The following is a 25,685-nucleotide window of genomic DNA, read 5'->3' as shown; positions in this document are numbered from 1 at the left end:
GCCGGAGTTTTTGCAAGGAACGCTCCGATCCGCCGGGATTGAGAGGCCGTTCTCGAAATTTCGCGATTTCGAGACGGAATTTTGCAAAATCCGTCTCGACTTTCCCAAGGCTTCCGGCGCGGGGACAGACTACACCTCGCGCCAGAAATGGCACGCCGCGCGGTGCTGCGGGGAGACCGCATCCAGCTGGGGTTCGACCTCGCGGCACGTTGCGCAAACATGGGCGCAGCGGCTGGAAAAGCTGCAACCCGGCGGCGGGTCGAGCGGGTTCGGCAGGTCGCCCTTGAGCACGATCCGGCGCGAGCGATACGTGGGATCGGGCCGCGGCACGGCGGACAGCAGCGCCTTCGTGTAGGGGTGCTTGGGCGAGGAAAAAAGCTCGTCCTTCGGCCCCTGCTCGACAATCCTGCCGAGATACATCACCGCGATCTCATGGCTGATGTAGCGCACCACGCCGAGATCATGGGAAATGAAGACGTAGCTGACCCCGAGCTTTTCCTGAAGGTCGGTCAGAAGGTTGATGATCTGCGCCTGGATCGAGACGTCGAGCGCCGAAACCGGCTCGTCGCACACGATCAGGCTCGGGTCCACGGCAAGCGCCCGGGCAATGGCGATGCGCTGGCGCTGCCCGCCGCTGAACTGGTGGGGATAGCGGTCCATCTGATAGGGCGCCAGCCCGACCAGTTCGAACAGCCGCGCAACGCGCTCGCGCACGTCCTTTCGGGTCGCGATCCTGTGGAGCAGCATCGGTTCGGCGACCAGCTGCCCGGCGGTCATCTTGGGATGCAGCGAGGAAAACGGGTCCTGGAAGACGATCTGCATCTTGCGCCGCATGGCGCGCAATGTTGCCGCCGACGCCGTGGTGACGTCGGTCCCGTCGAGGCGAACCTGGCCGCCGGTGGGCTGCTCCAGCCGCAGCAGGCTGCGCCCGAGCGTGGACTTGCCGCAGCCGCTTTCTCCGACGATGGCAAAGGTCTTGCCCTTGCCGACCGTGAAGCTGACGTCGTCGAGGGCCTTGACCGTCTGCGTGTCGCGGCGGAACAGGCCGCCCCCGCCGACATTGAAGTGCTTGGTCAGGTTGCGGACTTCAAGCAAGGGCGTTTCGTTTTGTGCGGTCATGCGCTCGCTCCCGGTCCGGCGTGCCAGCACGCAACCCTATGTCCTGCCAGCTTTTCTTCCAGCGGCGGCCTTTCCGCACGGCATTTTTCGTCGCTGAAGCTGCAGCGTGGATGGAAGGCGCATCCCTTCGGCCGGTCGTGCGGCGGCGGCACGGTGCCGGGAACCGGCTGAAGCCGGTGCTGCTCGCCCTCAACAGCCGGTATCGATGCGAGAAGGCCCTGGGTGTATGGATGGGACGGCGCGGCAAACAGGCTGTGAACCGGCGCCTGCTCGATGATGCGCCCCGCATACATGACGATCACGTCGTCGGCCATCTCGGCGATAACGCCGAGATCGTGGGAAATCAGCATGATCGCGGTGCCCGACTCCGTCTTCAGCGAGCGCATCAGGTCGAGGATCTGGGCCTGGATCGTCACGTCGAGCGCCGTGGTCGGCTCGTCGGCGATCAGGACACGCGGCTCGCAGGCGAGCGCGATCGCGATCATCACCCGCTGCCGCATGCCTCCCGAAAGGCTGTGCGGGTACTCGTCGACCCGCTTTTCCGGGTTCGGAATGCCGACCTTCCGCAGCAGCTCGATGGCTTTCTGGCGCGCCGCGGCAGAGCTGAGCGAGGAATGGGCCCGCAGCGCTTCGCCGATCTGGTAGCCGACCGTGTAGACCGGGTTCAGGCTGGTCATCGGCTCCTGAAAGATCATCGAGATGCGGTTGCCGCGCACCTGCTCCATCTGCTTGTCGGACAGCGGAACCAGATCGCTTCCGTCGAGCAGGACCTGCCCCTCGGCGATCTTGGCCGGCGGGGTGGGGATAAGCTTCATGATCCCGAGCGACAGCATGCTTTTGCCGCAGCCGGACTCGCCCACGATGCCGAGCGTCCTGCCTTCATGGACCTGAAAGCTGGCCCCGTCGACGATCGGGGATACCATCTTGCCCGTCACGAGCTCGATGGTGAAATCCCGGATGTCGAGAACGGGCGCGGCCGCGGCACCGGGACTATCTGCATGGTTGGTCATGGTCGTCCTCAGCTTCGCAGGCGCGGGTCGAGAATGTCGCGCAATGAATCCCCGAGAATGTTCATCGACAGGACAAGGAAGAAGATCACGAAGCTCGGGATCAGCGTCACATGGGGGGCAAAGAAGAAGAAGCCGATGCCCTGCGCCGCCATGGTGCCGAGCTCCGGGGCGGGAGGCTGCGTTCCAAGGCCGAGGAAGCTGAGCGAGGCGCCCAGCAGGATCGCCTGGCCGAGCCGCAGGGTCAGGAACACCACGATCGTGGAGATGCAATTGGGAAGCACGTAGCGCCAGAGCAGGGCCCAGTCGTTCAGCCCGATGGCGCGGCCGCTGCTGACGTAGTCGTGGGCCAGCGCCATCAGCGCGGCACCGCGTGCAATGCGCGCGACCAGCGGCGTCGTCGACACAGACAGGGCGATGATGACGGCAGTCGTTCCCGAACCGATGATCGCGGCGATGGCGAGGCCGAACAGGATTGCCGGAAACGAGAGGATCACATCCATCAACCGCATCAGGATCGTGTCCGCCTTCGGGTAGAAGCCGGCCACCAGCCCGATCACCGTGCCGACGGTTCCGCCGACGAAAATCGCCGAGAAACCCAGCAGGATCGTCACCCTGAGGCCGTAGAGGCTGCGGCTGAAGATGTCGCGCCCCTGGCCGTCGGTGCCGAACAGGTGCTCAAGGGACGGTGCCTTGAGCACCTTCATCATGTCGATTGCGAGGGGATCGTACGGCGCGATCCAGTGCGCCAGGACAGCCCCGAGAAACAGCGCCGACAGCGTGGCAAGGGCAATGCACGACACCGGGTCGCGGCCGAGCGACACCAGCAGGTGGCGCCCTGGAAAGCCCGCCGCGGTTTCGGAAGGGATGGGAGACGTCATTTCGCTTGCACCCTTGGGTCGAGCACTGCGTAGAGCAGATCAACGATAAGGTTCATGGCGATAAAGCCGAGGGAAAGCGCAATGATTGCGCCCTGCGCGACGGGTATGTCGTTGGCGACGATGGCTCCTACGGCAAGCCGTCCGACGCCTGGCCAGGAGAAAATCGTCTCGGTTACGATGGCCCCGCCGAGCAGATAGCCGATCTGCAGGCCGACAAGCGTCGTCACGGGGATCAGCGCGTTGCGCAGCCCATGGCGAAACGTCACGACGCGTTCGCTCAAGCCCTTGGCCCGGGCCGTTCGCACATGGTCGGCCTTCAGCGTTTCCAGCATCGACGTGCGGGTCATGCGCGCCACGGGCCCGATGAAGATCAGCCCGAGGCAGACGGAGGGAAGGACCGCGTGCCGAAAGCCGTCCAGCGTCCACAACGGGCCGCCGCGCCCGGTGAAGGGCAGCAGCTGCAGCTTGTAGCCGAACACCCACAGCAGGATCATGCCGATCAGGAAGACCGGCAGCGAAACGCCGGCGACCGATCCGCCCATGATCACCCGGTCCCAGATCGTTCCGCGCCGCGAGGCCGCCAGAACACCGAGGAGGATCGCCGTCGGAAGAGCCCAGACCAGGCAAAGGACGACGAGTTCAAGCGTGGCGCCGAAGGCCCGCGACAGCTCGTCCGCGACGGACATGTTGTTGACGAGCGACGTGCCGAGGTCGCCCGTCAGGACGTTCCCGACATAGCGCAGGAATTGCTCCCACAAGGGTCGGTCAAGCCCCATCTCCGTTCGGATCTGGGCGATGACCTCGGCACTTGCCGCCGGCCCAGCGCGCACCGTCGCCGGGTCGGAAGGCACGAGGTTCAGCAATGTGAACCCGATCACCAACACCCCGAGAGTGACCGGAACAGCCAGCACCAGGCGTTGAAAAGCGTATCTCAGCATGCGTGTGGTCTCCCGGACACTCTATGGCGACCAAGCGCTCAGGTCGGCTCGGTGGCGCGGACCGACGGCTTCACGTCGTTGGGACGCAGCACCTGGGTGATGAAATGCTGGGTCTGCGGCTTGTAGGTCTCCCACAGCGCGCGCAGCTTCTTTTCAGGGCTCGGCTCGTAGTCGACACGCAGGTCGACCAGCGGCCAGTCCTGCTCGTCGACGATGAGAAGCGCTGCCGAATACAGCGGCTGCGTCTCGCCGCCGGCGGCAAGCCCCGCATCGATGGCCGCCAGAAGCCGCTCCGCAAACTCCAGATCCAGCGATGCCTCATAGGCCTTTACCATGGCCTTCGGCACGTCGGCATTGGCGATGACATTTCCCGTCGAGACGCAGTTCCTGCCCTGATAGCCCGAATTGATGGACGGGATTTTCGGGCCGCAATAAAAGGCCGTGCCGCCGTTCCTGTCGATGGCTGCGACCTGGCGCTGGTCGGGGAACTCGCTTTCGTCGATGAGGCGCTTGACGGTCTCCTCGGCGTTCAGGCCCTGTTCGAGCAGGTCCAGCCCCTTGGGCCCGAGCCGGATGTCGCTGCGGTGCTGGGAGGTTACGGCCCCCACCTTGGCGCGCGCCCACGGGCAACGATTGCCAACCGCGATCGAGGATGTGGTGATCCCGATCCCGAACATGCCTGTCGCTTCGTCGCGGGCGATGAGAGAAAAAGTCATTTCGTCGCTTCCTGTGTGGTCAGTCTATCTGTTGAGCAGTGCGCGCAGCCGGTCGTCGATCCCCATCGCGGTGGCGATCACGGGCATGAACCAGGCGTTGCCGCGGTAGAAGGGCGGCGCCTTGAAAGCGTTGCCGTTGAAGGCGCATGGCGCGTCGTCGCCGTTGGCGAGCCTGGCAATCCGCATCCCCAGATACGAGGCCATGACGACGCCCGAACCATTGCAGCCGGTCACGTAGTGAACGCCGTCATGCACGCCGATATGCGGGACACGATCCATGGTGAAGGCGACGTTTCCTTCCCATGCGTGGCTCGCCTTCAAGGGCGGCAGATCGGGCAGAACCTGGCGGAGAACGGCCATGAGCCGCGTCGCGATGTGCCGCGCGTCGAAATTGTTTCTCGACAGGGCCCTGCCGCCGACCAGAAGCCGGCGCCCGTCGGGGCTCTTGCGGATGGCATAGGCGAGGCTGCGCGTGTCGTTCACCAGGCTTTCGGTCGGCAGCAGGGCGTCGATGGCGGAGACCTCGAGCGGTTCCGTCGCAACCATATGGCTGCCGACCGGGATCACCCGCCGGCGAAACCATGAAAACGCGGTATCGGTATAGGCGTTCGTCGCCAGAACGACGGTCGCGGCCTTGATGTGCCCTCGCGCCGTGCGGACAACGAAACCCGGACCGGCCCTGTCGACCCCGACCACCGGCGTGTGCGCCATCAGCGCCACCCCTCGCCGGGTCGCGCTGGCCAGCAGCCCTTCATGATAGCGGGCCGGATGGACGCCGCCGTCATCGGGCAGAAGAAGCGCGCCGTGGTAGAGCGGCGTGCGGACGTGTGATTGCAGCTGGTCCTTTTCGAGCACCTGCGAGCGGATGTCGAATGTCGCCAGGGTTTCGCTCTGCCGGCGGATGCCGGCCAGGTCCTTTTCGGTCCAGGCGCAGATCAGACGCCCCGACTGCCTGAGGTCGCATTCGATGCCTTCGTCCGGGACGAAGTTCAAGAACCAGCTATAGGCCCCGGAAGTCTCCTCGAGAAGCTCGCGCGCCTTTGCAGGTCCGAAGCGGCGCGACAGCACCGGGAAAGACTGTCGCAAGCGGCCGCCGATCATGCCAACGCTGCGGCTGCTGGCGCCGAAGCCGAGACTTCTGGCCTCCAGGACGGTTACCGAGCGCCCCTGTCGCGCAAGCTCGATGGCGCAGGACAGGCCGGCATAACCAGACCCGACAACGACGACATCGGTTTCGTCGGGAAGGGGATGCTCCGCGGCACCGCGCCGCGGAACATCCTCCCACCAGTATGGCTCCGGCTTGAAATCAGCCGACAGCGCATCGCTCATTTCACGACCTCAATGTCGAGGCCCTTGTAGAGCGCGCTGTTGTAGATGCCATGCACCCGGACGCCCTTGACCCTGTCGGTGGAGAACAGGAACAGCTTCTCGTGAACCAGAGGGATCACCAGGGCTTCCTCGACGATGGTCTTCTGGATCGCGGCGTAGGCAGCGCTTTTTTCTTCGGCCGACAGAGCGGTCTGGCCCTTTTCCAGCTGAGCGTCGGTTTCCGCGCTGTCCCAGTGGAACCGGTTCGGGGCGGGGATATTGTCGGACTGGAAGACCATCAGCGCCTCGCCGGCCGTCGCATAGGGCGCAAAGAGCGCATATCCGTCGAAGTCCGGGGAACTGTTGATCTGCGCCATGGCCGCGGCCGGCTCGACCAGCTGGAGCTGCAGATCGATGCCGACCTGCTTCATGTAGCCCTGGATGGCCTCGAGGCGCGAGCGCCAGCCCGATGTTCCGGCCGCAAGAATGCCGGGAGCCAGACGCTTGCCGTCCTTGTAGCGGAAGCCATCATCCGCCAGTTTCCAGCCCGCTTCGTCCAGCAGCGCACGGGCCTTGTCGGGATCGTAGGAGGCCTGGTACTCGCCCGAATAGTCGATCGTCTTCGGGCTGATCAGCGTCGTTGCCGGCGTTGCCTGGCCGAACCACATGCTGGCCGCCAGCGCTTCCCGGTCGACGGCGTGGTTCATGGCCTGGCGAACGCGGCGGTCGCTGGTCATCTCGCGGAACGGACGCAGACCGAGATAGGCGGAGTAGTTGGAAACGCGCGGCTCGGCGATCGTCAGGTTGGGCGCGGCCCGCAACTGCTCGATGGCCCATTCGGGCATCACATAGGAGATGTCGCCGGCGCCCGTCTGCAGGGAGGCCAGGATCGCGCCTTCTTCCGGAACCACCTTCCAGATCACGGAGTCGACCAGCGCAGGCCCGGTATTGTCGTAGAATTCCGGCCCCCAGGTGTAGGCGTCGTGGCGCGTCAGCTTGAAGTGATCGCGCGGCATCCAGCTCGCCCAGCAGAACGGCCCCGTGCCGTTCAGGCCCTTGACGCCGAAGTCGGCACCGAGCTTTTCGACGTCGTCCTTGTCGATGATCGCGCCGAAGCTCTGCGCAAGATGAAGCAGCAGCTCATTGTGCGGCCGCTCGAGCGTGTAGCGCACCGTGTGGTCGTCGGCCGCCACGATCTCCTTGACCTCGCCGAGGCGCCAGGCCGTGGGAGAGCGCGTCGCGGGATCGAGCAGGCGGTTGAAGGAGTAGACGACATCGGCGGCGGTCAGCTTCTTGCCGTTGCAGAAGGCAACATCGTCGCGCAGGTGAAAGGTGTATTCGAGCCCGTCTTCCGACACGTCCCACGACTTGGCGAGCAGCGGGTGCAGCGTTTGCTGGTCGTCTTCGACCGACACCAGCGTGTCGGTCATCATGAACAGGACTTCCGCGGCCCCTCGGCCGGTGACCTTGTGAGGATCGAAGCCGACGGAGTCGTTGCGAACGAGCACCGTGACCGAATTTTCCGCGAGAGCACCGGTCGCCAGTGCAAGGACCGAGGCGGTCAACCCCAGTGTAAACAGGCCGATTTTCTTCATATCGTTCCCCTCTTTTTCGACTATTGCGCCTGATTGAGGTAGCGGACCGCGCTCATGGCGTGGACCTTCACCACAGTGATCAGCTCTTCGATGGTGACATGCTCGTCTCGCCGGCCCATCGTCTTTGGCGAGGGTCCGTAGAGGTAGGCCGGGATGCCGCGATGCCGCCAATACCGGGTATCGGAACCGCCCAGACTGATGATGGGTTGGGGCCGCAGACCGGTGACCGCCTCGGCCGATTGCTGAAGGATCGCGACCATCTCGTGTTGCGGATCGCACCAGCTTGAATCGTAGCTGTGATGGTCTCGGATCTCGCAGGTCGTCGTCGGATATCTAGCTACGATCGACAGCAGCTCCCGCTCGACGAGCGAACGCTGCAAGCCCGGCGGCATCCTGATCTCGACCTCGAGAACGCACTCGTCCGGCAGCATGTTCACCTTCAGACCGCCGCGAATGACGCCGATGTTCACCGTCGCCTTGCCGACGACATCGCACGCGCCGGCCCCCAGGCTCTTGTCGGTCGCCTCCCGGATCTCCGGCCTGGAGAGAACATCGAGAATGTGCTCCGGCAGGTCCGGCGTCAGGTCCGCCAGCGTCTCCAGCTCGCGCACCAGCTCGGCCGCGATCTTGATGGCGCTGTCGCTCATGTGAGGGTAGGCGCCGTGACCGCCTCGGGTCTTCGTCGTCAGGACCGCTCGCAGCGCGCCCTTCTCGCCGAACCGCAAGGTGGCAAGCCCGCTCGGCTCTCCGTCGAGGCAGCAATCTCCGAGCACCTCGTCGGGAATGGTCTGCATGAGATAGCCCGTGCCCCAGCGCCCGCCGGTTTCCTCGTCGGACACGACGGTCAGGGTCAGGCGACCCGAAAGCTGCTCGAGGAGACGCGCGACATACCGATAGGCAAACAGCGCGGCGGTCGTTCCGCACTTCATGTCGGCCGCGCCGCGCCCGTACACGCGGCCGTCGACCACTTCGCCACTCCACTGGCTGCGCTCGCCCGGAATGTCCTCGATCGCGGGAAACACATCCATGTGCCCGTTGAGCACGAGATGCTTGCCCGGCCGGCCACTGTCCAGCGTGCCGACGATGTTGGGCAGGTGATCCTGGCCGGATAGAATCCGGTAGGGCAGGCTGGCGGCTGCGAGAAACTGCTCGACGCAGGCACTGGCCTCGCGCGTGTCGCCCGGCGGGTTCGGGGACTTCGCCTGCAGAAACCTGCTCAGGAATGCAACGATCTCGTCGCGATCCTGCTCCACCCAGTCGCCGACCTTCTGCGCCAGCTCATCCGCCGTCTGCATCACGCCCCCTCTCTTTTCGTAGTTATGTTAGCGCTAACGTTAGCGTTCACATTTCCCTTCAAAGCGACGGCGTTGTCAAGTAGGTTGCGCGATAAGATTCGACGGAGGCCAAATGGCTGACAATTCAATCCGCAGAGGGATGGGCTGGGCGACCATGGCCGACGTGGCCCGCGAGGCCGGCGTGTCTCTCATGACCGTATCGCGGGTGTACAAGCGACCGGAATCGGTCTCCCCGCGCACGCGCGAAAACGTGCTCAAGGCGGGCGCGCGCCTCGGTTTCCTGCCCAACAGCGTTGCCGGAAACCTGGCGTCGGGAAAGACCAACATGATCGGCATCGTCGTGCCGTCGCTGCGAAACTCGAACAACGCCACGAGCATTCAGGGCATGGCCGACTACCTGCGCCAGGCCTCCTATCACTTCATGATCGCCAATACCGGCTATTCGCTCGAGGACGAGACCGCCGTCGTCAAGGCGTTCATCCAGCGCCGCCCGGACGGGATCGTGCTGACGGGCACCCGTCACGGGCAGGAAACGGTGGATCTGCTGAAGGCGGCCGGCGTTCCCGTCGTCGAGACCTGGGAGACCAAGGGCCCGTTCCTGGACATGGCGACCGGGTTTCGCAACTACGAAGCCGCTCGGGAAATTACCGCGCACCTCATCGAGCGCGGCTATCGCAAGATCGGCTATATCGACTACCCGGCCATCGGCCTGACGCGCTACGTCGAGCGCCTGGCCGGCCTGAAGGACGAGCTCAAGGCCGCCGGACTGCCGAGCGGCCAGATCGTGTCGCCGCTCGAGGCGCAGGACCTCTATCAGGATGCCTCCAGCTTCCGGGGCGGGGCCGTCGGCCTGCAGATGCTTCAAAGCAAATACGATATCGACGCCGTCCTGTGCGCTTCGGACATTCTGGCGGTGGGGGCGCTGTTCGAATGCCAGCGGCAGGGGATCGCCGTGCCCCGACAGATGGCCGTGGCGGGTTTCGGCGATTTCGAGATCGCGGCTGAGGTGCATCCCGGACTGACCACGATTCGCACGAACGGCTACCAGATCGGCTGGAATGCGGCGGAAATGCTCGTGCAGAGGATCCTGCAGCCGGATGCCGACATCCCGCTGCGGGATGTCGGCTATGAGCTCGTCACCCGCGGCAGCACCTGAGACAACCCCTCGGGTCGCCCCGTGGCGGACATCGGGATCGACACGATGCGCGTCGCAGATTATCTATAATCCATGACCGCAGCGACAGAAGACCCCATTTCCGAGCGCATCGCACGCATCCTTGCGGACCGGATCATCTCCGGCGAGATCCAACCCGGGGCACGATTGCGACAGGACCATGTCGCGACGGAGTTCGGCACCAGCCATGTGCCGGTGCGCGAGGCGTTTCGCGCCCTGCAGACCCAGGGTCTGGCGGAGAGCGAGCCCTGGCGGGGCTTTCGCGTCACGGACTTCGACGTCGCCGAATTGCGCGAAGTCGCCGAGATGCGAGCCAGTCTCGAATCGCTGGCCTTGCGGCACGCCGCACCGAACCTGACGCGCGCGATTCTTGCGGAAGCAGAAGAGGTTACCCGGCATGGAGACCGCGCCGGCAACGTCCGCGACTGGGAGGCCGCGAACCGCAGGTTCCACCGGCTGATCCTCGCCCCATGCCGCATGCCGCGCCTGCTGCAGACCATCGACGGCCTGCACGCCGCCAGCGCAAGGTTCCTGTTCGCGGCCTGGCGCAGCGACTGGGAAGCGCGCACGGACCACGACCACCGCACCATCCTGACTGCCTTGAGGGACGGACGCACGGAGTTCGCCTGCTCGACGCTGGCCCGCCATGTCGGCTGGATCGGGAAGCGCAAGCCGACATCAAAAAACACCGACGCCAGAGAGACTTATGAAATTCCTGGATGATTATCTATAATCTGAGTTGATCAGACGAGAACACCTCCAGAATTATAGATAGGACCTGAACCTATCTTTCGAGGACGTTCTCATGGCATTGCTGATCCCCTCCTTGACGCGCTCGGCATCGCTTTGGCGCGGTGTCGTGATTTCGCTTTGCGGCGCGGCGCTGATCACCATCGGTGCCAAGGTGCAGATCCCGTTCTGGCCCGTGCCGATGACGCTGCATACATTGGCCGTGTTTTTCCTGGCGGCAGCTCTCGGCCCCCGGCTCGGCTTTGCCGCCATGGCCGCCTATCTCGGCGCCGGGGCGATGGGCCTGCCGGTGTTTTCCGGCTCGCCGGAACGCGGGATCGGGCTTGCCTACATGGCGGGACCGACCGGCGGCTATCTCGCCGGCTACCTGCTGGCGACCCTCGTGGCCGGGCGGCTGGCCGAAGGGCGCGGCCTTGCGGGTCGGCTCCTGGCGATGCTCGCCGGCCTTGCCGTGGTCTATGCGTTCGGCCTGATCTGGCTCGCCCTTTTCGTTCCCGTATCCGGCCTGATCGCCGCCGGCTTCGCCCCGTTCATCCTCGGCGACCTGGTCAAGATCGCACTCGCCGCCACGCTGGCAACCGGCCTCGGCCGCCTGAAAGGCGCCGCAAGATGACCGGCGCCGAAATCAGGACCGACTGGTCGATGGAAGAAGCCCGGGCGATCCATCGCCTGCCCTTCCCCGACCTGATCTACCGTGCGCAGGCCCTGCACCGGGCGCATTTCGACCCTGCGGCGATCGAGACGGCGAGCCTCCTCAGCATCAAGACCGGTGGCTGCCCCGAGGATTGCGGCTATTGCTCGCAATCGGCCCATCACCGGACAGGGGTGAAGGCGACGAAGCTGATGGAGACCGACGAGGTGCTGGCGGCCGCCCGCCGCGCCAAGGCCGCGGGCGCCCAGCGCTTCTGCATGGGGGCCGCCTGGCGCAGCCCCAAGGATCGCGACATGGACACGCTGTGCGACATGGTGCGAGGCGTCTCGGAGCTGGGGCTGGAAACCTGCATGACGCTGGGAATGCTGAAGCCCGACCAGGTGGCGCGGCTCAAGGCGGCCGGGCTCGATTTCTACAACCACAACATCGACACCTCGCCCGACTATTACCGGCAGATCGCCTCGACACGGACGATGGACGACCGGCTGGAAACCGTCGGCCACGTCCGCAAGGGCGGGATCAGGGTCTGTTGCGGCGGCATTGTCGGAATGGGCGAGACACAGGAGGATCGCATCGCCATGCTGGTGACGCTGGCGACATTGCCGGCGCATCCCGACAGCGTGCCGATCAACCTGTGGAACGAGATCGAAGGCGTGCCGGTGCAGGACACGGCTCAGCCGGTCGACCCGTTTGCGCTCGTCCGCCTCGTGGCGCTGGCACGCATCCTGATGCCGGCCTCCGTTGTGCGCCTGTCGGCCGGCCGCACGGGAATGAGCGACGAGCTGCAGGCGCTGTGCTTCCTTGCCGGGGCAAACTCCATCTTCGTCGGCGACCAGCTGCTGACCACCGGCAACCCGGCCGCGTGGAAGGACCGGGAGCTGTTGGCGCGGCTTGGAATGCATGTCGCGCCGGCTCACTCCCGCCTGCCGGTCCCGGCAGACGCGGCAGCGTCGGGCCAGCTGCGGGCAAGGATCTCCACCGCCCGGGCGATCTGAGCCTCGCCCAGCGCCGCATAGCCGAGACGAAAGGCTTGCGGCGCCGAGCGCTCCAGGGCGAAGCGGGTCCCGGGAAGCAGGGCCAGCCCGGCCTCTCCGGCCCGCGCCGCCCAGCTTTCCGCCGACACATCCCGGCAACGCAGCCATAACGCCAGTCCGCCCGCCGGCACGTCGAAGTCGATCCGTGTCCCGAACCGTTCCGAGAGGGCCGAGGCCAGGACATCACGGCGAGCGCGATAGATGCGGCGCGCCTTTCGCGCATGGCGGCCGAGATCGCCGTCGTGGATCAGCTCCGCCAAGGCCGCTTCCAGCGGCGCATCGCCCTGCCGGTCGATTGCCGCGCGCGCGGCCGCCATGCGGCCAAGCAAGGGTTCCGGGGCCACGGCATAGCCCAGCCGGATGCCCGGCGAGAGCAGCTTGGACAGCGAGCCCACATAGATCAGCGGCAGATCCGCCGGAGCACGGGCGGCAAGCGGCAGCACCGGGCGGCCCTCGAAGCGATATTCGTGGTCGTAGTCGTCCTCGATCAGCGTGAGCCCGTGCCGCTCGACCAGCTCCAGAAGCTGCAGCCGCCGCGCCGCGCCCATGGTCACCGTCGTCGGATACTGGTGATGGGGCGTGACATAGACCGCCTTGATGCGCGGATCGCGGGCGACCGCCGCCTCCAATGCGGCAACCGACAGGCCGCCCGCATCGATGGGAACGCCCTCGACGACAACGCCTGCGGCCCGGAACGCCTCCCAGGCAAGCGGGTAGCCGGGCTCCTCCACGGCGATGACCTCGCCCGGGTTCAAGGCCGCCTTCGCCGCAAGGAACAGGGCCATCTGGCTGCCACGCGTGATCAGCAGCCGAGCCGGGTCGGCGACCACGCCCCGATCCGAGGCAAGGTGGGAGGCAAGCGCCTGGCGCAAGACGGGCGTGCCGCGCGCATCGCCATAATCTGCCCCACTGCGAAAGGCCGGCGAAAGCAGGGCGCGGCGGAAGGCGCGCGCCAGAGCCTTGTCGGGCACCAGCTTGGGATCAGGTGCCCCGTCGGTGAAGGCAAGCGGCGGCCGGCGGGCGGGCGCGTGTGCGGGAATGGGGACGGCCACCGGCTCTGCCATGCCTTCGGGCAGATCCTGCGCGACGAAGGTTCCTCGCGCGGGCTCCGCGTGCAGCCAACCCTGCGTCAACAGATCCTGATAAGCGGCATCGACCGTGTTGCGATGAACGCCGAGTTCGCGCGCCAGCGCCCGCGTTCCCGGCAGGCGGGCGCCGGGTCGCAGCCGCCCGCGCATGATGTCGCGGGTGATCGCCTCGGCAATCGCCAGGAACAGCGGGCCGTGCAGGTCTTTGTCGATCTCCAGGGCAAGCGGATCGGATGCCACGCCAACCGGCCTATCTGAATTTAAGAAACTGGCACTTTTGTACAGGCCGGATATTCGCGAGACAGGCTTGCAAATGCAAGGGGACCCGCATGTCGAAAACAGCCCTGATCCTGCGCCATCTTGCCTTCGAGGACCTCGGCAGCTTCGGCGCCGTGCTCGAGGACCAAGACTACAATCTCGTTCATGCGGAGGCCGGCATCGATCCCTTGCCGGATCCGCTCGGTGCCGATCTCGTGGTGGTGCTCGGCGGCCCGATCGGCGTGAACGACGGCGATGCCTATCCGTCCATGACGGCGGAGCGCGACTGGCTGGTCCCGCGCCTTGCCGCCCGGCGCCCGACGCTCGGCATCTGCCTGGGGGCGCAGCTGATGGCGGCGGCGCTCGGTGCAAGGGTTGCCGCAATGCCGCGCAAGGAAATCGGCTTTGCTCCCTTGGCGCTGACGGAGGCCGCGCGGGAAGGGCCACTCTCTGCCCTTGAGGGCGTGCCGGTGCTCCACTGGCACGGCGAGGCGTTCGAGACGCCTGCCGGTGCGGACAATCTCGCCGGCACTGCGGCCTGCCCGGCCCAGGCCTTTGCGATGGGGCCGGCGCTTCTGGGCCTGCAATTCCACCCCGAAGCCGGCGAACTGCCTGCCTTCGAGCGTTGGCTGATCGGCCATAGTGTGGAGCTGGCCCAGGCCGGCATCAATCCGGCCAGCCTGCGCCGCGATGCCGGAACGCACGGACCGGCGCTGAGACGCGCCGGCCAGTCCATGCTCCGCGCCTGGCTGCAGGAGCTGCCGGCATGACCCGGCCGCCTTTCGTGATCTCGATCCAGAGCCAGGTCGTCTTCGGCCATGTGGGCAATTCCGCAGCCCTGTTCCCGATGCAGGCCGCGGGGCTGGAAGTGGCGGCAATCCCGACCGTGATCTTCTCCAACACGCCCGATTATCCGACGCTGCGCGGCCGGGCGCTGCCGCCGGACTTCTTCTGCGACCTGTTGCAGGGCGCACGCGAGCGCAGCTTGCCTGAGCGGGCGGACTTTATCCTGACCGGCTATATCGGCTCGCTCGATGTGGCGCTGATGGCGGCGGATTTCGTTGCGGAAGCCAAGGCGATCAACCCTCGCCTCAGATATGTCTGCGACCCGGTCATGGGTGATGCCGGTCCCGGCCTCTATGTGCCGGAAACCATCGCGGACGTGATGCGCGACCGCTTGCTGCCGCTGGCCGACATCGCAACCCCGAACCCGTTCGAGCTGAGCTGGCTGACCGGGCAGGAAATCGCGACCCTGGCCGACCTCGAAGCAGCCCAAACCCGCCTGCGCATGGCGCCCGGCGCCCATCTGATCGCGACGGGCTGCGCGCTGGAAGACAGCCCCGCCGGCCATATCGAGAGCGTCGTTCTCGGTGCAGGGGGTGCAAGCCGCCATCCGGTGGCGCATCTGCCCATCGCCCTTCCCGGAACGGGAGACCTGTTTTCCGGGTTGGTCGTCGCGGGGCTGGCGCGCGGGTTGCCCCTGCCGCAGGCGGTCGAGACCGCCCAGCACCTCACCTCCCGCGCCCTGAACCACGCCCGCACGCTCGGCGCCGGCGAGGTGGTTCTCAGCGAGCCGGACTTCCGCCGTGCGCTTTTGATGCTCGCCCCGTTGTAGCGGAGCGGAGCGGGGCGGGGCGCGGGGCGGTCGATCGGCCGGACGCTAAAGGGACCTCGAGACGCGCGCGACGGCATTGCGCAGCCACAGATGCGCGGGATCGCCGCTGCGCCGCTCATGCCAGACCTGAACGAACGGAAAGGACGGGATCGAAAACGGCGGCTCGAAGATGACGAGCGCCGGGTCGCGCTCATGGCGCCCCAGGGCCTTCCGCGCGACGGTCAGGACAAGATCCGTGCCCTGGATCAGCCGCGGCGCATTTCCCCAATGCGGCAGCGTGACGGCGACGCGGCGCACATGGCCGATGGCGCGCAAGGCCATCTCGATCTCGGTATTCGCTTCGTCCTTCAGCGCCACGAGCATATGGGGCCGGGCGAGATAAGCCTCCAGATCGAGACGGCCGCCCCCCGCCAGCCCCTCCCGGTCCGCGAGGCACGCGAAGTGCTCCAGGAAAAGCTGCTCGGCCTCGATCCGTTCGGGAAGATCGGGAAAGACGCCCAGTGCCAGATCGCACTCCCCATCCAGAACCAGCTGAACCATCGCCTCGCGGCTCGACTGGGTTATCGCCAGATCGATCCCCGGCGCTTCGCGGCGCAGTTTTTTCAAAAGATCGGGAAGGACGACCGCAGAGCCGTAATCCGACATCGCCAGACGGAATGCCCGCTTCTCGCTGGCGGGATCGAAGCCGCCCGGTCCCAGTACCTCCCGCACCTGTCGCAGGGCCTCGGTCAGGACGGGCGCGATTTCGCGCGCCCTGGCACTCGGCACGAGCCGCCCGGAGCGGCGGATCAGCAGGGGATCATCGAAGAGATGCCGCAGGCGTGCGAGCGCGTGGCTCACGGCCGGCTGGCTCATGTTCAGCCGAGCGGCCGTGCGCGACACATGCCGCTCGGCCAGCAGCGCGTCGAGAACCACCAGCAGGTTGAGGTCGATGCCCCTAAGAGTATTCATGTCATGCATGTTGCGGATATTTTATCGGAATTTCCATCCACAAATCAAATATCGCATCTGGTGCGCATCGGAGGTTCATCCATGCACACCAACTCACTGCTTCTCATTCTCGCAGCCATCATCACAGGTGCCGTTGTGCCGTTTCAGGCGGGGGCGAATGCCGCCCTCGGGCGGTCGCTCGGTCATCCGCTTTGGGGCACGCTCATCTCCCTTTGCGTCAGCTTCGCCTGCATCGTGCCCGTCATGGCGCTCGCGAAGGTGGGAGCGCCAACCCTGTCCGGCCTGGTGCAGGCGCCGCGCTGGATATGGATCGGCGGCATTGTCGGCGTCGTCTACATAACCGGCGCGCTCATGCTTGCGCCGAAGCTCGGCGCCGCCGGCTTCATGATGGCGGTCATCGCCGGCCAGATGCTGGCGTCGATCATCATCGACCAGTGGGGCCTTGTCGGCCTGCCTCAAAAGCCCGTCACGCTCTCCCGCCTGGTCGGCGTCGGCCTGATCTTCCTCGGACTGATCGTGATGCAGCTGCAGGCGCTCGGCCTGAAGCCGCTTGCGAGCTCCTGACAGCGCAACACCGGTCCAGACGTTTCAAGAAAGATCCCCCCATGAAATTGCTTCATGTCGATTCCAGCATTCTCGGCGCGCACTCGGTGAGCCGGGAGCTGTCCCGGGCGACCGTTCAAAGGCTGCAAGACCTTAATCCGGAGACCGACGTCGCCTATCGCGATCTGGTCGCCGCTCCCGTTCCGCATCTGACCGGCGATGGCGCAGGAGATCGCGCTCGGCGAAGAAATCCTGGACGAGTTCATGAACGCCGACGTCATCGTCATCGGCGTCGCATTCTACAACCTGACTATTTCGAGCCAGCTCAAGGCGTGGATCGACCGGATCGTCATCGCGAGAAAGACCTTCCGCTATACCGAGACGGGCGTCGAAGGGCTGGCGCGGGACAAGCGGATCATCCTTGCCGTGGCGCGCGGCGGACAGTACCGGCAAGGCGGTTCCCTGGCCCCGTGCGAGCATGCGGAAGCCTATCTTCGGTCGATGTTCGCATTCATCGGCGTGACACGAATCGAGGCGGTCGTGGCGGAAGGTCTCTCCCTCGGCGAAGCCCGAAAGCAAAGCGGCAAGCAGGCGGCTTTCGAGGCCATATCTGCGCTGGCCCCGTGCTACGGGCACCACGGCGCCGCCTGACGGGAGAGCGTCCCTTTCCAGACATTGACGGCAGATTCCGGCAAGCCTAGAAAAAGCGCAGCAGCAGAAGGAGATTTATGCGCAGAGGCAGCTAACGCAACCGCTCCCGGCGGTCTCGAACGGCACTTGGAAAAGTCGCCGCACCTCTCGGCATAACCATCCTTCGGAGTTGTCATGAAAACCCATGACGCCGTCATCCGGCCCTATGACCCGGCCACGGATACGAAAAAGCTGTCGCACATCTGGCTCGAAGCCTCGCTGCTGGCCCATCCCTTTGTCGGGGAGCAGCGCTTGCGCGAGCAAAAAGCGCTTATCGAAGACCGATATCTCCCGCAATCCGAGACCTGGGTCGCCTGCATGGGCGGTGATCCCTGCGGCTTCATCAGCCTGCTCGGTACGTTTGTCGGCGCCATTTTCGTGTCGCCCGACCGGCAAGGGGCCGGGCTTGGACGTCAGCTGATTGCCCACGCCCTGACGCTCAAGGGCGAGCTGACGCTTGAGGTCTACACCGGTAACCGGCAGGCGATGGCCTTCTACAAGCGCCTGGGGTTCCAGGAGATTTCCCGCCGCCCCGTCGACGACGACGGGAACGCGTTCGAAAACGCCCGCCTTTGGCTGATCGGCTAGCGGACGGCCGGGCGGGGAAAATCCCGCCCGGCCAGAGCTCCCGGCGAGCAGAGCACACGGGTCATTGGCGAAGGACGAAGCCGGCTCCGAGCTCACGCACTTCGGCACCGAAATAACGTCTGCCACCCCGAAAACGGCTCTCGCCCCTGCCTGATTCCCCAAGCACCCGCCTTCGCGATGCACTTATCCTCGCGCCGCAGAGCAAGATGCCAGGGGTAAATGCCGATGATCGGTGGAAGTTCATTTGTCAACGCAAGCGGAAAGCTCCTGGGAACAGCTCTCGGAGCACTGCTGAGCTCGACGACTTTGAGCGTACTCGTCAGCCATCCGGTCCATGCGCAGCAGGTCATCGAAGGCGGCGCGAGCGAAACCGTCATCGGCGGGGGCGGCGGAACGCAGCCCGATCCGTGGAACATCGGCGCGGCTCTCACGGTCGGCCAGGTCGGCTCCGGCACATTGACCATCACCAATGGCGGCGACGTCGGCAGCGACGTCGGGCGAATCGGCAATGGCGGCACCGGCACCGTAACGGTCGATGACCTGGGCTCGACCTGGGACCTTCAGAATGCCGCTCTGTATGTCGGAAGCGCCGGCGCGGGCAACCTGAACATCACCAATGGCGCCGTGGTGCAGAACGGATCGGCCTATATGGCCGACACGGTCGGCAGCGAGGGCGTCGTCAACGTGAACGGCGCGAACGCGGCCTGGGTCAATGCCGCAGGCTTGATCGTCGGAGGCCGCGGCGAAGCCACGCTGAACATCACGAACACCGGCGATGTGAGCAACAGCTCGGCGCGCATCGGCGACATCGCGGGCAGCATCGGCCACGTGAATGTCAACGGCGCGGGGTCCACCTGGACGAATTCGGCCAGTCTCTATGTCGGCGATCAGGGGCAGGGCTCCCTGAACGTCACCAATCAGGGCACGGTCAGCAGCAACACCGGCGTGATCGGGGTTTCAGACGGCAGCGTCGGCACCGTGACGGTGGATCGCGGGACCTGGACCATCGCCAACACGCTCGATGTCGGCAACGATGGCACCGGCAGGCTGGATATTTCCGGGCTCGGCGCGGTCACCAATGGCAATGCGAATGTCGGGAGCGCCGCCACGAGCAGCGGCACGGTCACTGTGAACGACCTGGGATCCGTCTGGAGCAGCGCCACCCTGGTTGTCGGCGAGTCCGGCACCGGCGCAGTGCACGTCGCCAACGGCGGCACGGTCAACAGCACCGTGGCCTCGATCGGCTCCGAGAGCGACGGCGTCGGGACCGTCACCGTCAACGGCGCAACGTGGAACAACTCCAGCAATCTGCGTGTCGGCAATCGCGGCGTCGGCACGCTGGAGATCTCGGGCGGCGGCTCGGTAGGCAGCTCGGCAGGCTATGTCGCCGCAGCGGCGGGCGGCGTCGGCACGGTGACGATCGACGGGACCGGCTCCAGCTGGACCACCACCGGCGCAAACTATGTCGGATGGCAGGGCGACGGCACGCTCAATCTCTCCAATGGCGGGCGTATCGTGGTCGGCTCCGGCCAACTGACGCTGGCCAATGTCGTTCCCACCACCGGCACGCTCAATATCGGGACGGGCGGCGCAGCGGGCGTGGTCGACGCCATCACGGTCGATGGCGGGGCCGGCACGGCGGTGATCAATTTCAATCACAGCGATGCCGACTATTACTTCACCAGTGACGGCACGGTGGCGGGCGCGAACGTCGCCATCACCGGCTCCGCCGCGGTCAACCACATCGGCTCCGGCATGACGACCCTGCGCGGCATCAACAGCTATTCGGGAGGCACCACCGTCTCCAGCGGGACGCTGCGCAACATGGGCCTGGTCGGCGACGTGCTGGTCACCGGGGGCACCTTCGGCGGCGATGGCACGGCAGGCGCCGTCACCGTCAATTCCGGCGGCACCCTGGCTCCGGGCAACTCCATCGGCGTGATGACCGCCGCCTCCGCCAGTTTCGATACAGGATCGGTCTTCGCGATCGAACTCGACGATGCCGGCTTCGTTGCCGGCCTCAACAACGACGTGCTCAATGTCACCGGGACGGCAACCATCAATGGCGGCACGGTTCATGTCACGCCTGAGAACGGTACCGACGACGGCTCGACCTACCTGCCGGGCACCTACACCATCCTTACGACGGGTGCCGGCGTCAGCGGCGCTTTCGATGCCGTCACCGACACCTACGCCTTCCTCGGTTTCACGCTCTCCTACGACCCAAGCAACGTCTATCTGACCTCGGCGGCAGCAACCAGCTTCTGCCTCGCCGGCATGACCGCCAATCAATGCGCGGCCGGAAGCGGCGCCTACTCGCTCGGTGCGGGAAACAGCGTGTTCAACGCCGTCCTGGCACTGGCCGTCGCGGAGGCCCCCATCGCCCTCGACCTGCTTTCGGGCGAGGTGCATGCCTCCGCGCATACCGCGCTCCTCGAGGACAGCCGCTTCCCGCGCGAAGCGGCGATGGGCCGCCTGCGTTCAGCGCGCGGCGGCGTCGGCTCCGGCAGGAACACCCGGATCGAGGATCGCATCTCCGAGAGTTTCGGTCTTTGGGGACAGGGCTTCGGCTCCTGGAGCCAGTGGGACGGCGACGGGAATGCAGCCACAATGGACCGCACTATCGGCGGCTTCCTGATGGGCGGCGACGCGCAGGTCTGGGACGGTGTGCGCCTCGGCGTGCTGGGCGGCTATTCCCGGTCGAGCTTCAGCGTCGACGACCGGTCCTCCTCTGGAACGGCCGATACCTACACGCTCGGACTGTATGGCGGCGGCGAATGGAATGCCTTCGCGCTGACCGGCGGTCTTGCCCATAGCTGGCACCAGCTCGACACGTCCCGCTCGGTAGCCTTCACCGGATTCACGGACAGTCTCAGCGCATCCTACAGCGCGCGAACCCTGCAAGCCTGGGGCGAGGCGAGCTATCGTTTCGAGGCAGGCGCGGCCCGCTTCGAGCCCTTCGCCAATCTCGCCTATGTGCATCTGTCTACCGACGGGTTCACCGAAAGCGGTGGCGCAGCAGCCCTGACCGCCGCCTCAAGCGCTGTCGATGCGACCTTCACCACGGTCGGCCTTCGCGCGGAGACCGATGTCAGCCTGGGCGGGACGCAGGCAACCTTGCGCGGCACGGTGGGCTGGCGGCATGCGTTCGGCAGCACCCCGACATCGCAGTTCGCCTTCGCTTCGGGCGGCGCTCCCTTCGTCATCGCGGGCGTTCCGCTGGCGCAGGACACGTTCGTGTTCGACACGGGCCTGGATGTGAACCTCACGCAGAACACCACAATGGGCCTTGCCTACGGGGCGCTCCTCGGCTCCGGGCTTCAGGATCACACGGCCAGCCTCAAGCTGAACATACGCTTCTGATCGCAGGTGTCCTTGCCCGAACGGCAGGCGATGATCTTCCCACTCCTGCTGAGCGACGTTACGGGGCCGCACGACCGCGCGCCCCGGCAACTCATGCGAGCATTGCCCCGATGGATGCCCCTGCGTTACCCTGTGCACGCTCCTGGATACGCAAGGGGGAAGCATGCACCGCGCGGCACGCATGAGGCGACAAAATCGCCCTCATTTCTGCCGACAGCGGCCATGCTCCGCCGGTTCACTCGGTTCGTCTCGTCTGGTGACAGCCATGTCAGCATGGCAGCACTCTAAATGGAGTGAGCGGATTTGACCGAAGGCAACTTTCATCGACTGTCATTCACGGAAGCTGGCCCGTGCGAAATAGCCAAGCTGCTGGAAGCTCTCGAGCCGAGCATCAGCTTTTTCATGGATCGCCATGAAGACGAGCGAATGGCGTTCGACTTTTCGCTCCGCATCATGCCGAACGCCTATGCCAGCTTCCAGACGATGTCCGGCATGTCGAACATGCGCCAGAAAAACCATGTCGCACTCGACGGAAACGACGACCTGTGCCTGCTGGTCCATCGCGGGGGACACCCGATCCAGATGCGGCTGCACGACCGCCGCCATGGACGCGATGAAGTTACCGTGGGGCCGGGAGGGCCGGCGCATCTCAGGGGCAACGACGAGAGATACAGCGCCTGGTCGCTGACGAGCCATAGCCAGGTCATTTGCGTCTCGCGCGCACATATTGCCGCGGCCGTCGGCGATCTCGACCATGCGCTCGATCACGGCGTGCCGCAGTCTGCCGCGCTCGACCTCCTGTGCGGCTATGCGAGGACGCTCGCCAGCGATATCGGGCCGCTCGACGGCGAGGTGCTCCTCCAGGCCAGGAAAACGCTGACAGACCTGTTCATTCTGGCCGTCGACCCCACCCGGGATGCCATCGAGGCAACCAAGGACAGCGCGCGGGCGGCACGGCTCGCCCGCATCAAGGACGACATCTGGGCAAATCTCTCCCATCCCGATCTCTCGCTGGAGTGGATTGCCGCCCGGCACGGCTTCTCGCCGCGCGCCATTCGCAACCTGTTCTACGCGTCCAGCGCGAATTTCACGGACTACGTCCTTGCGGCAAGGCTGGAGCGAGCCCACGAACTGCTTTGCGATCCTCGCCTCAACCACCACAGCATCACCGCCATCGCCTATCAGTCCGGCTTCGGCGATCTGTCGTGGTTCAATCAGGCCTTCCGCCGTCGCTACAAGATGACGCCGTCGGATGTGCGCAGATCCAGACCGGTGGCTCCACCCACCTGACAGTGCGCGGTGCGGCTCTCACCCTTGCCGCATCCCCCAAGCCCGGGCATTCGCAACGCAATATCCTCGCGCAGCAACGCTGGATAGCGAGGACGAGCCTATGTCTGCTGAAAGCCCGTTGACCTCAAGTTTGCTCCGGAGGATGTCGCCCGCGGCACTGTTCCTGTGCGCTGCAGGCGTGCTGGCGACGCCAGCAGCGGCGGCGGCGCCTCGATTCAACAACATCGAGATCAGCGGTGGTTTCAATGTGGAGACGATCCTCGTCGAACAAGAAAACGGCATGTGGACCCGGATCAGCGACCATCCGCGAACGATCCCCATCCATGTCACCATCGAGATGTCACGCGGCTATATCGAGTTCTATCGCATCGGACGCAATCTGACCAATGGAGCAGTTCGCGATGTCTTCTCGACATACATCAAGACACCCCACGGCAACCAGCCAAACCCCATAGAAGCCATCATCGACTCCAGAACATCGGTTTCCGGCCCGGCGAACATCCTCATCGACGAATTCACGAGGCTAAACCAAACCGACGAGCAGGCGATCGTCAATCGCTGCAATGCCAATTGGACCGAAACCGAGCAAGGGCACAGCTTCAGCTACCCGCTGCCGCTGGCCATACATGCCGATGCCAGGGAAAAGCGTCGCAAACGCTTTCCCTATTATCTGAACGAATACGAGGGCTATGGCGACTTCGGCCGGGCCACCGCCTTCGGCTTCGTCGGCCTCAAGATCGAGTGCCTCGGCCAGAATTCGAAGCCCCCCGTCCCCGATTCCAAGCCGCCGAGCGATACCGGCGGCATTCCAAGGACGAGCGGCACCGATACACCCAATACGCCGGACAACCAGGATCTCGCCTTCGACCAGGGCCCGATGACGGTCAACGACATCCGCCTGACGCTGACCACCTACTCCAACGCCTATACCGAGCCGACACCCGGCACCCGCTGCAAGAAGGCCAAGCTGCGGGTGACCATGGAGACAAACCAGGAAGGCCCGGTGTCCTTCAGGCTGTGGGAACAGCGCGGCGACGGCGCCATTGCGAGCGAGGACATCGACGCACAGGCCCAACACGACGGCGGGTATTTCAGGGCTGTTCATGAGCGCTGGGTCGAGGTCGACGGGACGACGAGCGTCCAGTTCAACGCGCGCGATCTCGTCAACGAGACCTTCAACCAGGAGACCGGCTGGAAAGACATCACCCTGCACTGCACCGGGGCGGGCGGCGGCGGACTGGCATCGCCGAGCGGCACCGACGACGACGACGACACGCCGAAGATAACCTCGTTCCAGGGCAATTTTCAGTTTGTCGACAACGGCCCGCTCGCGCAGAGCTACACGTGCCCGCGCGATGCGAAGGCGCTGGTCTGGTTCGACGCGCCCAAGGCGGACAACATCCATTACTCGCTGGACTGCGGGGCGCTCGGCAACTTCTCAGGCGTTCTCCAGCCCGAGCAGGTGGCCAGCAGCCATTATCGCGCCGCAACGCTGATCAATTTCGACATTACCGACACGATCGAGGCCGGTTGCACGCTGCGGACGGTGTCGCCCGGAGACCCGCTCGACCATGCCTTCACGGCCCGTACCTTCCAATGCGCGAAAGCCGCCGGGCACAGCAGCGGCATCGGCGACCTGACCGGCAGCCGGAGGGACCCTGGTCACGACCTCCCCAAGCCCGACCCCCGGGTGAACCCCGCCGTTGGCGGTGGTGTCGGCGTCCTGACTGCGGACCCCAATCCCACGCACGCGCCCCCTAAGGCTCCCGACAAGGCGCCGGCGCCGGCCCGCACCAACCCGACGCCGCCGCAGCCACGGCTCGTCTGCGTCGGTGGCCGGATCGCCAGGGGCACCTGCCAGTGCGGCCAGAACAAGATCCGCAGGAAGACCGGAAACGCGTCCTATCAGTGCATTGCGGTCGCCAAGCCGCCCGAACCGAGGCGGCCTGCCCGGACCAACCCCACCCCCAGAAGGGTCGAGATCGTCTGCAGGGGCGGCAGGGTCGCCAACGGAAAGTGCCGCTGCGGGCCCAACCGCAACCTTGTGAAAATCGGGAAGGCCGCCTTCGCCTGTCAGAAGAAGCAGGCCGTGCGCACCGATCCGCGGGCGAAAACGAAAACCAGACCGCCGTCCCGGGTGAACCCTGCCCCCAGAAGGCAGAACGTGGTCTGCCAGGGCGGCACGGTTCGCGGCAGCAGGTGCATCTGCGGCAGGAAAGCGGTCGCCAAGAAGCTGGGAGCCCGCAGGTTCGCCTGTGTGGCACGGCGGGGCTAAGGCAAAGTCCCTGCCGCCCGCAATTCCGACCCGCCACGCGGCACCGGAGTGCGGGCGAACCCTGGTGGTGATCGCGACCTCACAGAAGGGCGGATCGTCGCCGCCGGTATCCTTGGTGGAGTTTCAATGGGCAATCGGGTCGCCCGGCATCAGCCCGAGATGCCGGGCCGGCCGAAAATCCGCCCCCCATGCTTCTGAACCGGGACTATCGCTTCCTGTGCGCACTGACAGAAAGGCCGGGAGAAGCCGGCACAGGCGCTCTGGCTCGGCCGACACGTGAAGCCGGGCGGATGACGTTGCAGCATTCCAGCAGGTGCGGCTGACCTGGGCGCCCAACGCCGCCAGCCTGTCCGGTCCCTTGAACTGGATTTTGGCGACGTGAAGACCCGCTGCGACAGTCGGCAGATCGCCCTACCTCAGCGAGGTTGGGCGCAATGGGCCTGTCGGCCGAACGGTTTCGTCGTCTCGGTGGCCGTCAGAGACGACCGATTTCCCAAACGCAAAAAGCCCGGCTGGGACCGGGCTTCGTAACGTTCAGGCTGTATTTGGGAATTT

General features: G+C 65.6%; 21 protein-coding genes and 1 pseudogene. 12 read left to right on the top strand and 10 right to left on the bottom strand.

What is annotated here, in order from left to right:
• Nucleotides 1-129 precede the first annotated feature (129 nt).
• From H7H34_RS00110 to H7H34_RS00075, 8 genes are read right to left on the bottom strand one after another with little or no spacing between them, the layout of a single operon-like run.
• The gene (locus H7H34_RS00110) at nucleotides 130-1,119 is read right to left on the bottom strand and encodes an ABC transporter ATP-binding protein (RefSeq protein ID WP_185923858.1); all 990 of its coding nucleotides are present in this window, start codon (nucleotides 1,117-1,119) and stop codon (nucleotides 130-132) included.
• A complete protein-coding gene (locus tag H7H34_RS00105; RefSeq protein ID WP_067222854.1) occupies nucleotides 1,116-2,129 on the bottom strand; it encodes an ABC transporter ATP-binding protein in 1,014 nt (337 codons plus the stop codon). The genes H7H34_RS00110 and H7H34_RS00105 overlap by 4 nt, the downstream gene beginning before the upstream one ends.
• An 8-nt stretch (nucleotides 2,130-2,137) precedes the next feature.
• Nucleotides 2,138-3,007 carry an ABC transporter permease gene (locus tag H7H34_RS00100; RefSeq protein WP_185923857.1) on the bottom strand — a complete coding sequence of 290 codons (870 nt, stop codon included), beginning with the start codon at nucleotides 3,005-3,007 and terminating at the stop codon, nucleotides 2,138-2,140.
• Nucleotides 3,004-3,945 (bottom strand): ABC transporter permease, encoded by a 942-nt coding sequence (locus tag H7H34_RS00095; RefSeq protein ID WP_067222848.1) that lies wholly within the window; start codon nucleotides 3,943-3,945, stop codon nucleotides 3,004-3,006. Before H7H34_RS00095 ends, H7H34_RS00100 begins: the two co-directional genes overlap by 4 nt.
• A 38-nt stretch (nucleotides 3,946-3,983) precedes the next feature.
• Nucleotides 3,984-4,661 (bottom strand): DUF1028 domain-containing protein, encoded by a 678-nt coding sequence (locus tag H7H34_RS00090; RefSeq protein WP_185923856.1) that lies wholly within the window; start codon nucleotides 4,659-4,661, stop codon nucleotides 3,984-3,986.
• A gap of 24 nt (nucleotides 4,662-4,685) precedes the next feature.
• Nucleotides 4,686-5,990: an NAD(P)/FAD-dependent oxidoreductase gene (locus H7H34_RS00085; protein WP_185923855.1), complete on the bottom strand. Its 1,305-nt coding sequence runs from the start codon at nucleotides 5,988-5,990 to the stop codon at nucleotides 4,686-4,688.
• Nucleotides 5,987-7,564 (bottom strand): ABC transporter substrate-binding protein, encoded by a 1,578-nt coding sequence (locus H7H34_RS00080; protein WP_185923854.1) that lies wholly within the window; start codon nucleotides 7,562-7,564, stop codon nucleotides 5,987-5,989. Before H7H34_RS00080 ends, H7H34_RS00085 begins: the two co-directional genes overlap by 4 nt.
• A gap of 20 nt (nucleotides 7,565-7,584) precedes the next feature.
• Nucleotides 7,585-8,859, bottom strand: a complete 1,275-nt coding sequence (locus tag H7H34_RS00075) for a M20/M25/M40 family metallo-hydrolase (RefSeq protein ID WP_185923853.1) — start codon at nucleotides 8,857-8,859, stop codon at nucleotides 7,585-7,587.
• A 112-nt stretch (nucleotides 8,860-8,971) separates the two neighbouring features.
• Between H7H34_RS00075 and H7H34_RS00070 the strand changes: the two genes are divergently transcribed.
• From H7H34_RS00070 to bioB, 4 genes are all read left to right on the top strand, one after another.
• Complete coding sequence (locus H7H34_RS00070) at nucleotides 8,972-10,015, top strand: LacI family DNA-binding transcriptional regulator (RefSeq protein WP_185923852.1); 1,044 nt, start codon at nucleotides 8,972-8,974, stop codon at nucleotides 10,013-10,015.
• A gap of 72 nt (nucleotides 10,016-10,087) precedes the next feature.
• Nucleotides 10,088-10,756 (top strand): GntR family transcriptional regulator, encoded by a 669-nt coding sequence (locus tag H7H34_RS00065; protein WP_067222837.1) that lies wholly within the window; start codon nucleotides 10,088-10,090, stop codon nucleotides 10,754-10,756.
• Between the two features lie 82 nt (nucleotides 10,757-10,838).
• Nucleotides 10,839-11,396 carry a biotin transporter BioY gene (locus H7H34_RS00060; protein WP_185923851.1) on the top strand — a complete coding sequence of 186 codons (558 nt, stop codon included), beginning with the start codon at nucleotides 10,839-10,841 and terminating at the stop codon, nucleotides 11,394-11,396.
• Nucleotides 11,393-12,430, top strand: coding sequence for a biotin synthase BioB (bioB, locus tag H7H34_RS00055; RefSeq protein ID WP_185923850.1), 1,038 nt, complete (start codon nucleotides 11,393-11,395; stop codon nucleotides 12,428-12,430). Before H7H34_RS00060 ends, bioB begins: the two co-directional genes overlap by 4 nt.
• Here bioB and pdxR read toward each other — a convergent pair.
• On the bottom strand, nucleotides 12,349-13,797 hold the full coding sequence (gene pdxR, locus H7H34_RS00050; protein WP_185923849.1) for a MocR-like pyridoxine biosynthesis transcription factor PdxR: 1,449 nt from the start codon (nucleotides 13,795-13,797) through the stop codon (nucleotides 12,349-12,351). The two genes, bioB and pdxR, sit on opposite strands and share 82 nt — an antisense overlap.
• A gap of 89 nt (nucleotides 13,798-13,886) precedes the next feature.
• Here pdxR and H7H34_RS00045 point away from each other — a divergent pair, with 89 nt between their 5' ends.
• Nucleotides 13,887-14,585, top strand: coding sequence for a glutamine amidotransferase (locus H7H34_RS00045; RefSeq protein ID WP_185923848.1), 699 nt, complete (start codon nucleotides 13,887-13,889; stop codon nucleotides 14,583-14,585).
• Nucleotides 14,582-15,430 (top strand): pyridoxal kinase, encoded by an 849-nt coding sequence (gene pdxY / locus H7H34_RS00040; RefSeq protein WP_185923847.1) that lies wholly within the window; start codon nucleotides 14,582-14,584, stop codon nucleotides 15,428-15,430. The genes H7H34_RS00045 and pdxY overlap by 4 nt, the downstream gene beginning before the upstream one ends.
• A 45-nt stretch (nucleotides 15,431-15,475) precedes the next feature.
• Here the strand turns inward: pdxY and H7H34_RS00035 are convergent, their stop codons facing one another.
• Complete coding sequence (locus tag H7H34_RS00035; RefSeq protein ID WP_209006120.1) at nucleotides 15,476-16,381, bottom strand: LysR substrate-binding domain-containing protein; 906 nt, start codon at nucleotides 16,379-16,381, stop codon at nucleotides 15,476-15,478.
• Nucleotides 16,382-16,462: 81 nt separating this feature from the next.
• Between H7H34_RS00035 and H7H34_RS00030 the strand changes: the two genes are divergently transcribed.
• The 6 genes and pseudogenes from H7H34_RS00030 to H7H34_RS00005 all read left to right on the top strand — a co-directional run bounded on the left by H7H34_RS00030 (nucleotide 16,463) and on the right by H7H34_RS00005 (nucleotide 25,130).
• Nucleotides 16,463-16,945 carry a DMT family transporter gene (locus tag H7H34_RS00030; RefSeq protein WP_185923845.1) on the top strand — a complete coding sequence of 161 codons (483 nt, stop codon included), beginning with the start codon at nucleotides 16,463-16,465 and terminating at the stop codon, nucleotides 16,943-16,945.
• 41 nt (nucleotides 16,946-16,986) lie between these two features.
• A pseudogene (locus H7H34_RS00025) lies at nucleotides 16,987-17,575 on the top strand (FMN-dependent NADH-azoreductase).
• Nucleotides 17,576-17,749: 174 nt separating this feature from the next.
• The gene (locus tag H7H34_RS00020; protein ID WP_185923844.1) at nucleotides 17,750-18,202 is read left to right on the top strand and encodes a GNAT family N-acetyltransferase; all 453 of its coding nucleotides are present in this window, start codon (nucleotides 17,750-17,752) and stop codon (nucleotides 18,200-18,202) included.
• A 306-nt stretch (nucleotides 18,203-18,508) separates the two neighbouring features.
• Nucleotides 18,509-21,565 (top strand): autotransporter domain-containing protein, encoded by a 3,057-nt coding sequence (locus H7H34_RS00015; RefSeq protein ID WP_185923843.1) that lies wholly within the window; start codon nucleotides 18,509-18,511, stop codon nucleotides 21,563-21,565.
• 303 nt (nucleotides 21,566-21,868) lie between these two features.
• Nucleotides 21,869-22,855 (top strand): helix-turn-helix transcriptional regulator, encoded by a 987-nt coding sequence (locus tag H7H34_RS00010; RefSeq protein ID WP_185923842.1) that lies wholly within the window; start codon nucleotides 21,869-21,871, stop codon nucleotides 22,853-22,855.
• Between the two features lie 100 nt (nucleotides 22,856-22,955).
• Nucleotides 22,956-25,130: a hypothetical protein gene (locus H7H34_RS00005; RefSeq protein ID WP_185923841.1), complete on the top strand. Its 2,175-nt coding sequence runs from the start codon at nucleotides 22,956-22,958 to the stop codon at nucleotides 25,128-25,130.
• The last annotated feature ends 555 nt before the right edge of the window (nucleotides 25,131-25,685 follow it).

Source organism: Stappia sp. 28M-7 (genome assembly GCF_014252955.1).
In the GTDB taxonomy this organism is placed as follows: domain Bacteria; phylum Pseudomonadota; class Alphaproteobacteria; order Rhizobiales; family Stappiaceae; genus Stappia.
Note: the sequence above shows the minus strand (reverse complement) of the source record. Positions and strands in the feature narration are given on the sequence as shown.

What these genes read in the sequence shown, in the direction of transcription:
- bioB (WP_185923850.1), top strand. Translation starts at nt 11,393, where the DNA reads ATGACCGGCGCCGAAATCAGGACCGACTGGTCGATGGAAGAAGCCCGG.
- H7H34_RS00105 (WP_067222854.1), bottom strand. Translation starts at nt 2,129, where the DNA reads ATGACCAACCATGCAGATAGTCCCGGTGCCGCGGCCGCGCCCGTTCTC.
- H7H34_RS00075 (WP_185923853.1), bottom strand. Translation starts at nt 8,859, where the DNA reads ATGCAGACGGCGGATGAGCTGGCGCAGAAGGTCGGCGACTGGGTGGAG.
- H7H34_RS00100 (WP_185923857.1), bottom strand. Translation starts at nt 3,007, where the DNA reads ATGACGTCTCCCATCCCTTCCGAAACCGCGGCGGGCTTTCCAGGGCGC.
- pdxY (WP_185923847.1), top strand. Translation starts at nt 14,582, where the DNA reads ATGACCCGGCCGCCTTTCGTGATCTCGATCCAGAGCCAGGTCGTCTTC.
- H7H34_RS00020 (WP_185923844.1), top strand. Translation starts at nt 17,750, where the DNA reads ATGAAAACCCATGACGCCGTCATCCGGCCCTATGACCCGGCCACGGAT.
- H7H34_RS00005 (WP_185923841.1), top strand. Translation starts at nt 22,956, where the DNA reads ATGTCTGCTGAAAGCCCGTTGACCTCAAGTTTGCTCCGGAGGATGTCG.
- H7H34_RS00095 (WP_067222848.1), bottom strand. Translation starts at nt 3,945, where the DNA reads ATGCTGAGATACGCTTTTCAACGCCTGGTGCTGGCTGTTCCGGTCACT.
- H7H34_RS00085 (WP_185923855.1), bottom strand. Translation starts at nt 5,990, where the DNA reads ATGAGCGATGCGCTGTCGGCTGATTTCAAGCCGGAGCCATACTGGTGG.
- H7H34_RS00090 (WP_185923856.1), bottom strand. Translation starts at nt 4,661, where the DNA reads ATGACTTTTTCTCTCATCGCCCGCGACGAAGCGACAGGCATGTTCGGG.
- H7H34_RS00060 (WP_185923851.1), top strand. Translation starts at nt 10,839, where the DNA reads ATGGCATTGCTGATCCCCTCCTTGACGCGCTCGGCATCGCTTTGGCGC.
- H7H34_RS00080 (WP_185923854.1), bottom strand. Translation starts at nt 7,564, where the DNA reads ATGAAGAAAATCGGCCTGTTTACACTGGGGTTGACCGCCTCGGTCCTT.
- H7H34_RS00110 (WP_185923858.1), bottom strand. Translation starts at nt 1,119, where the DNA reads ATGACCGCACAAAACGAAACGCCCTTGCTTGAAGTCCGCAACCTGACC.
- H7H34_RS00045 (WP_185923848.1), top strand. Translation starts at nt 13,887, where the DNA reads ATGTCGAAAACAGCCCTGATCCTGCGCCATCTTGCCTTCGAGGACCTC.
- H7H34_RS00035 (WP_209006120.1), bottom strand. Translation starts at nt 16,381, where the DNA reads ATGAATACTCTTAGGGGCATCGACCTCAACCTGCTGGTGGTTCTCGAC.
- H7H34_RS00030 (WP_185923845.1), top strand. Translation starts at nt 16,463, where the DNA reads ATGCACACCAACTCACTGCTTCTCATTCTCGCAGCCATCATCACAGGT.
- H7H34_RS00070 (WP_185923852.1), top strand. Translation starts at nt 8,972, where the DNA reads ATGGCTGACAATTCAATCCGCAGAGGGATGGGCTGGGCGACCATGGCC.
- H7H34_RS00065 (WP_067222837.1), top strand. Translation starts at nt 10,088, where the DNA reads ATGACCGCAGCGACAGAAGACCCCATTTCCGAGCGCATCGCACGCATC.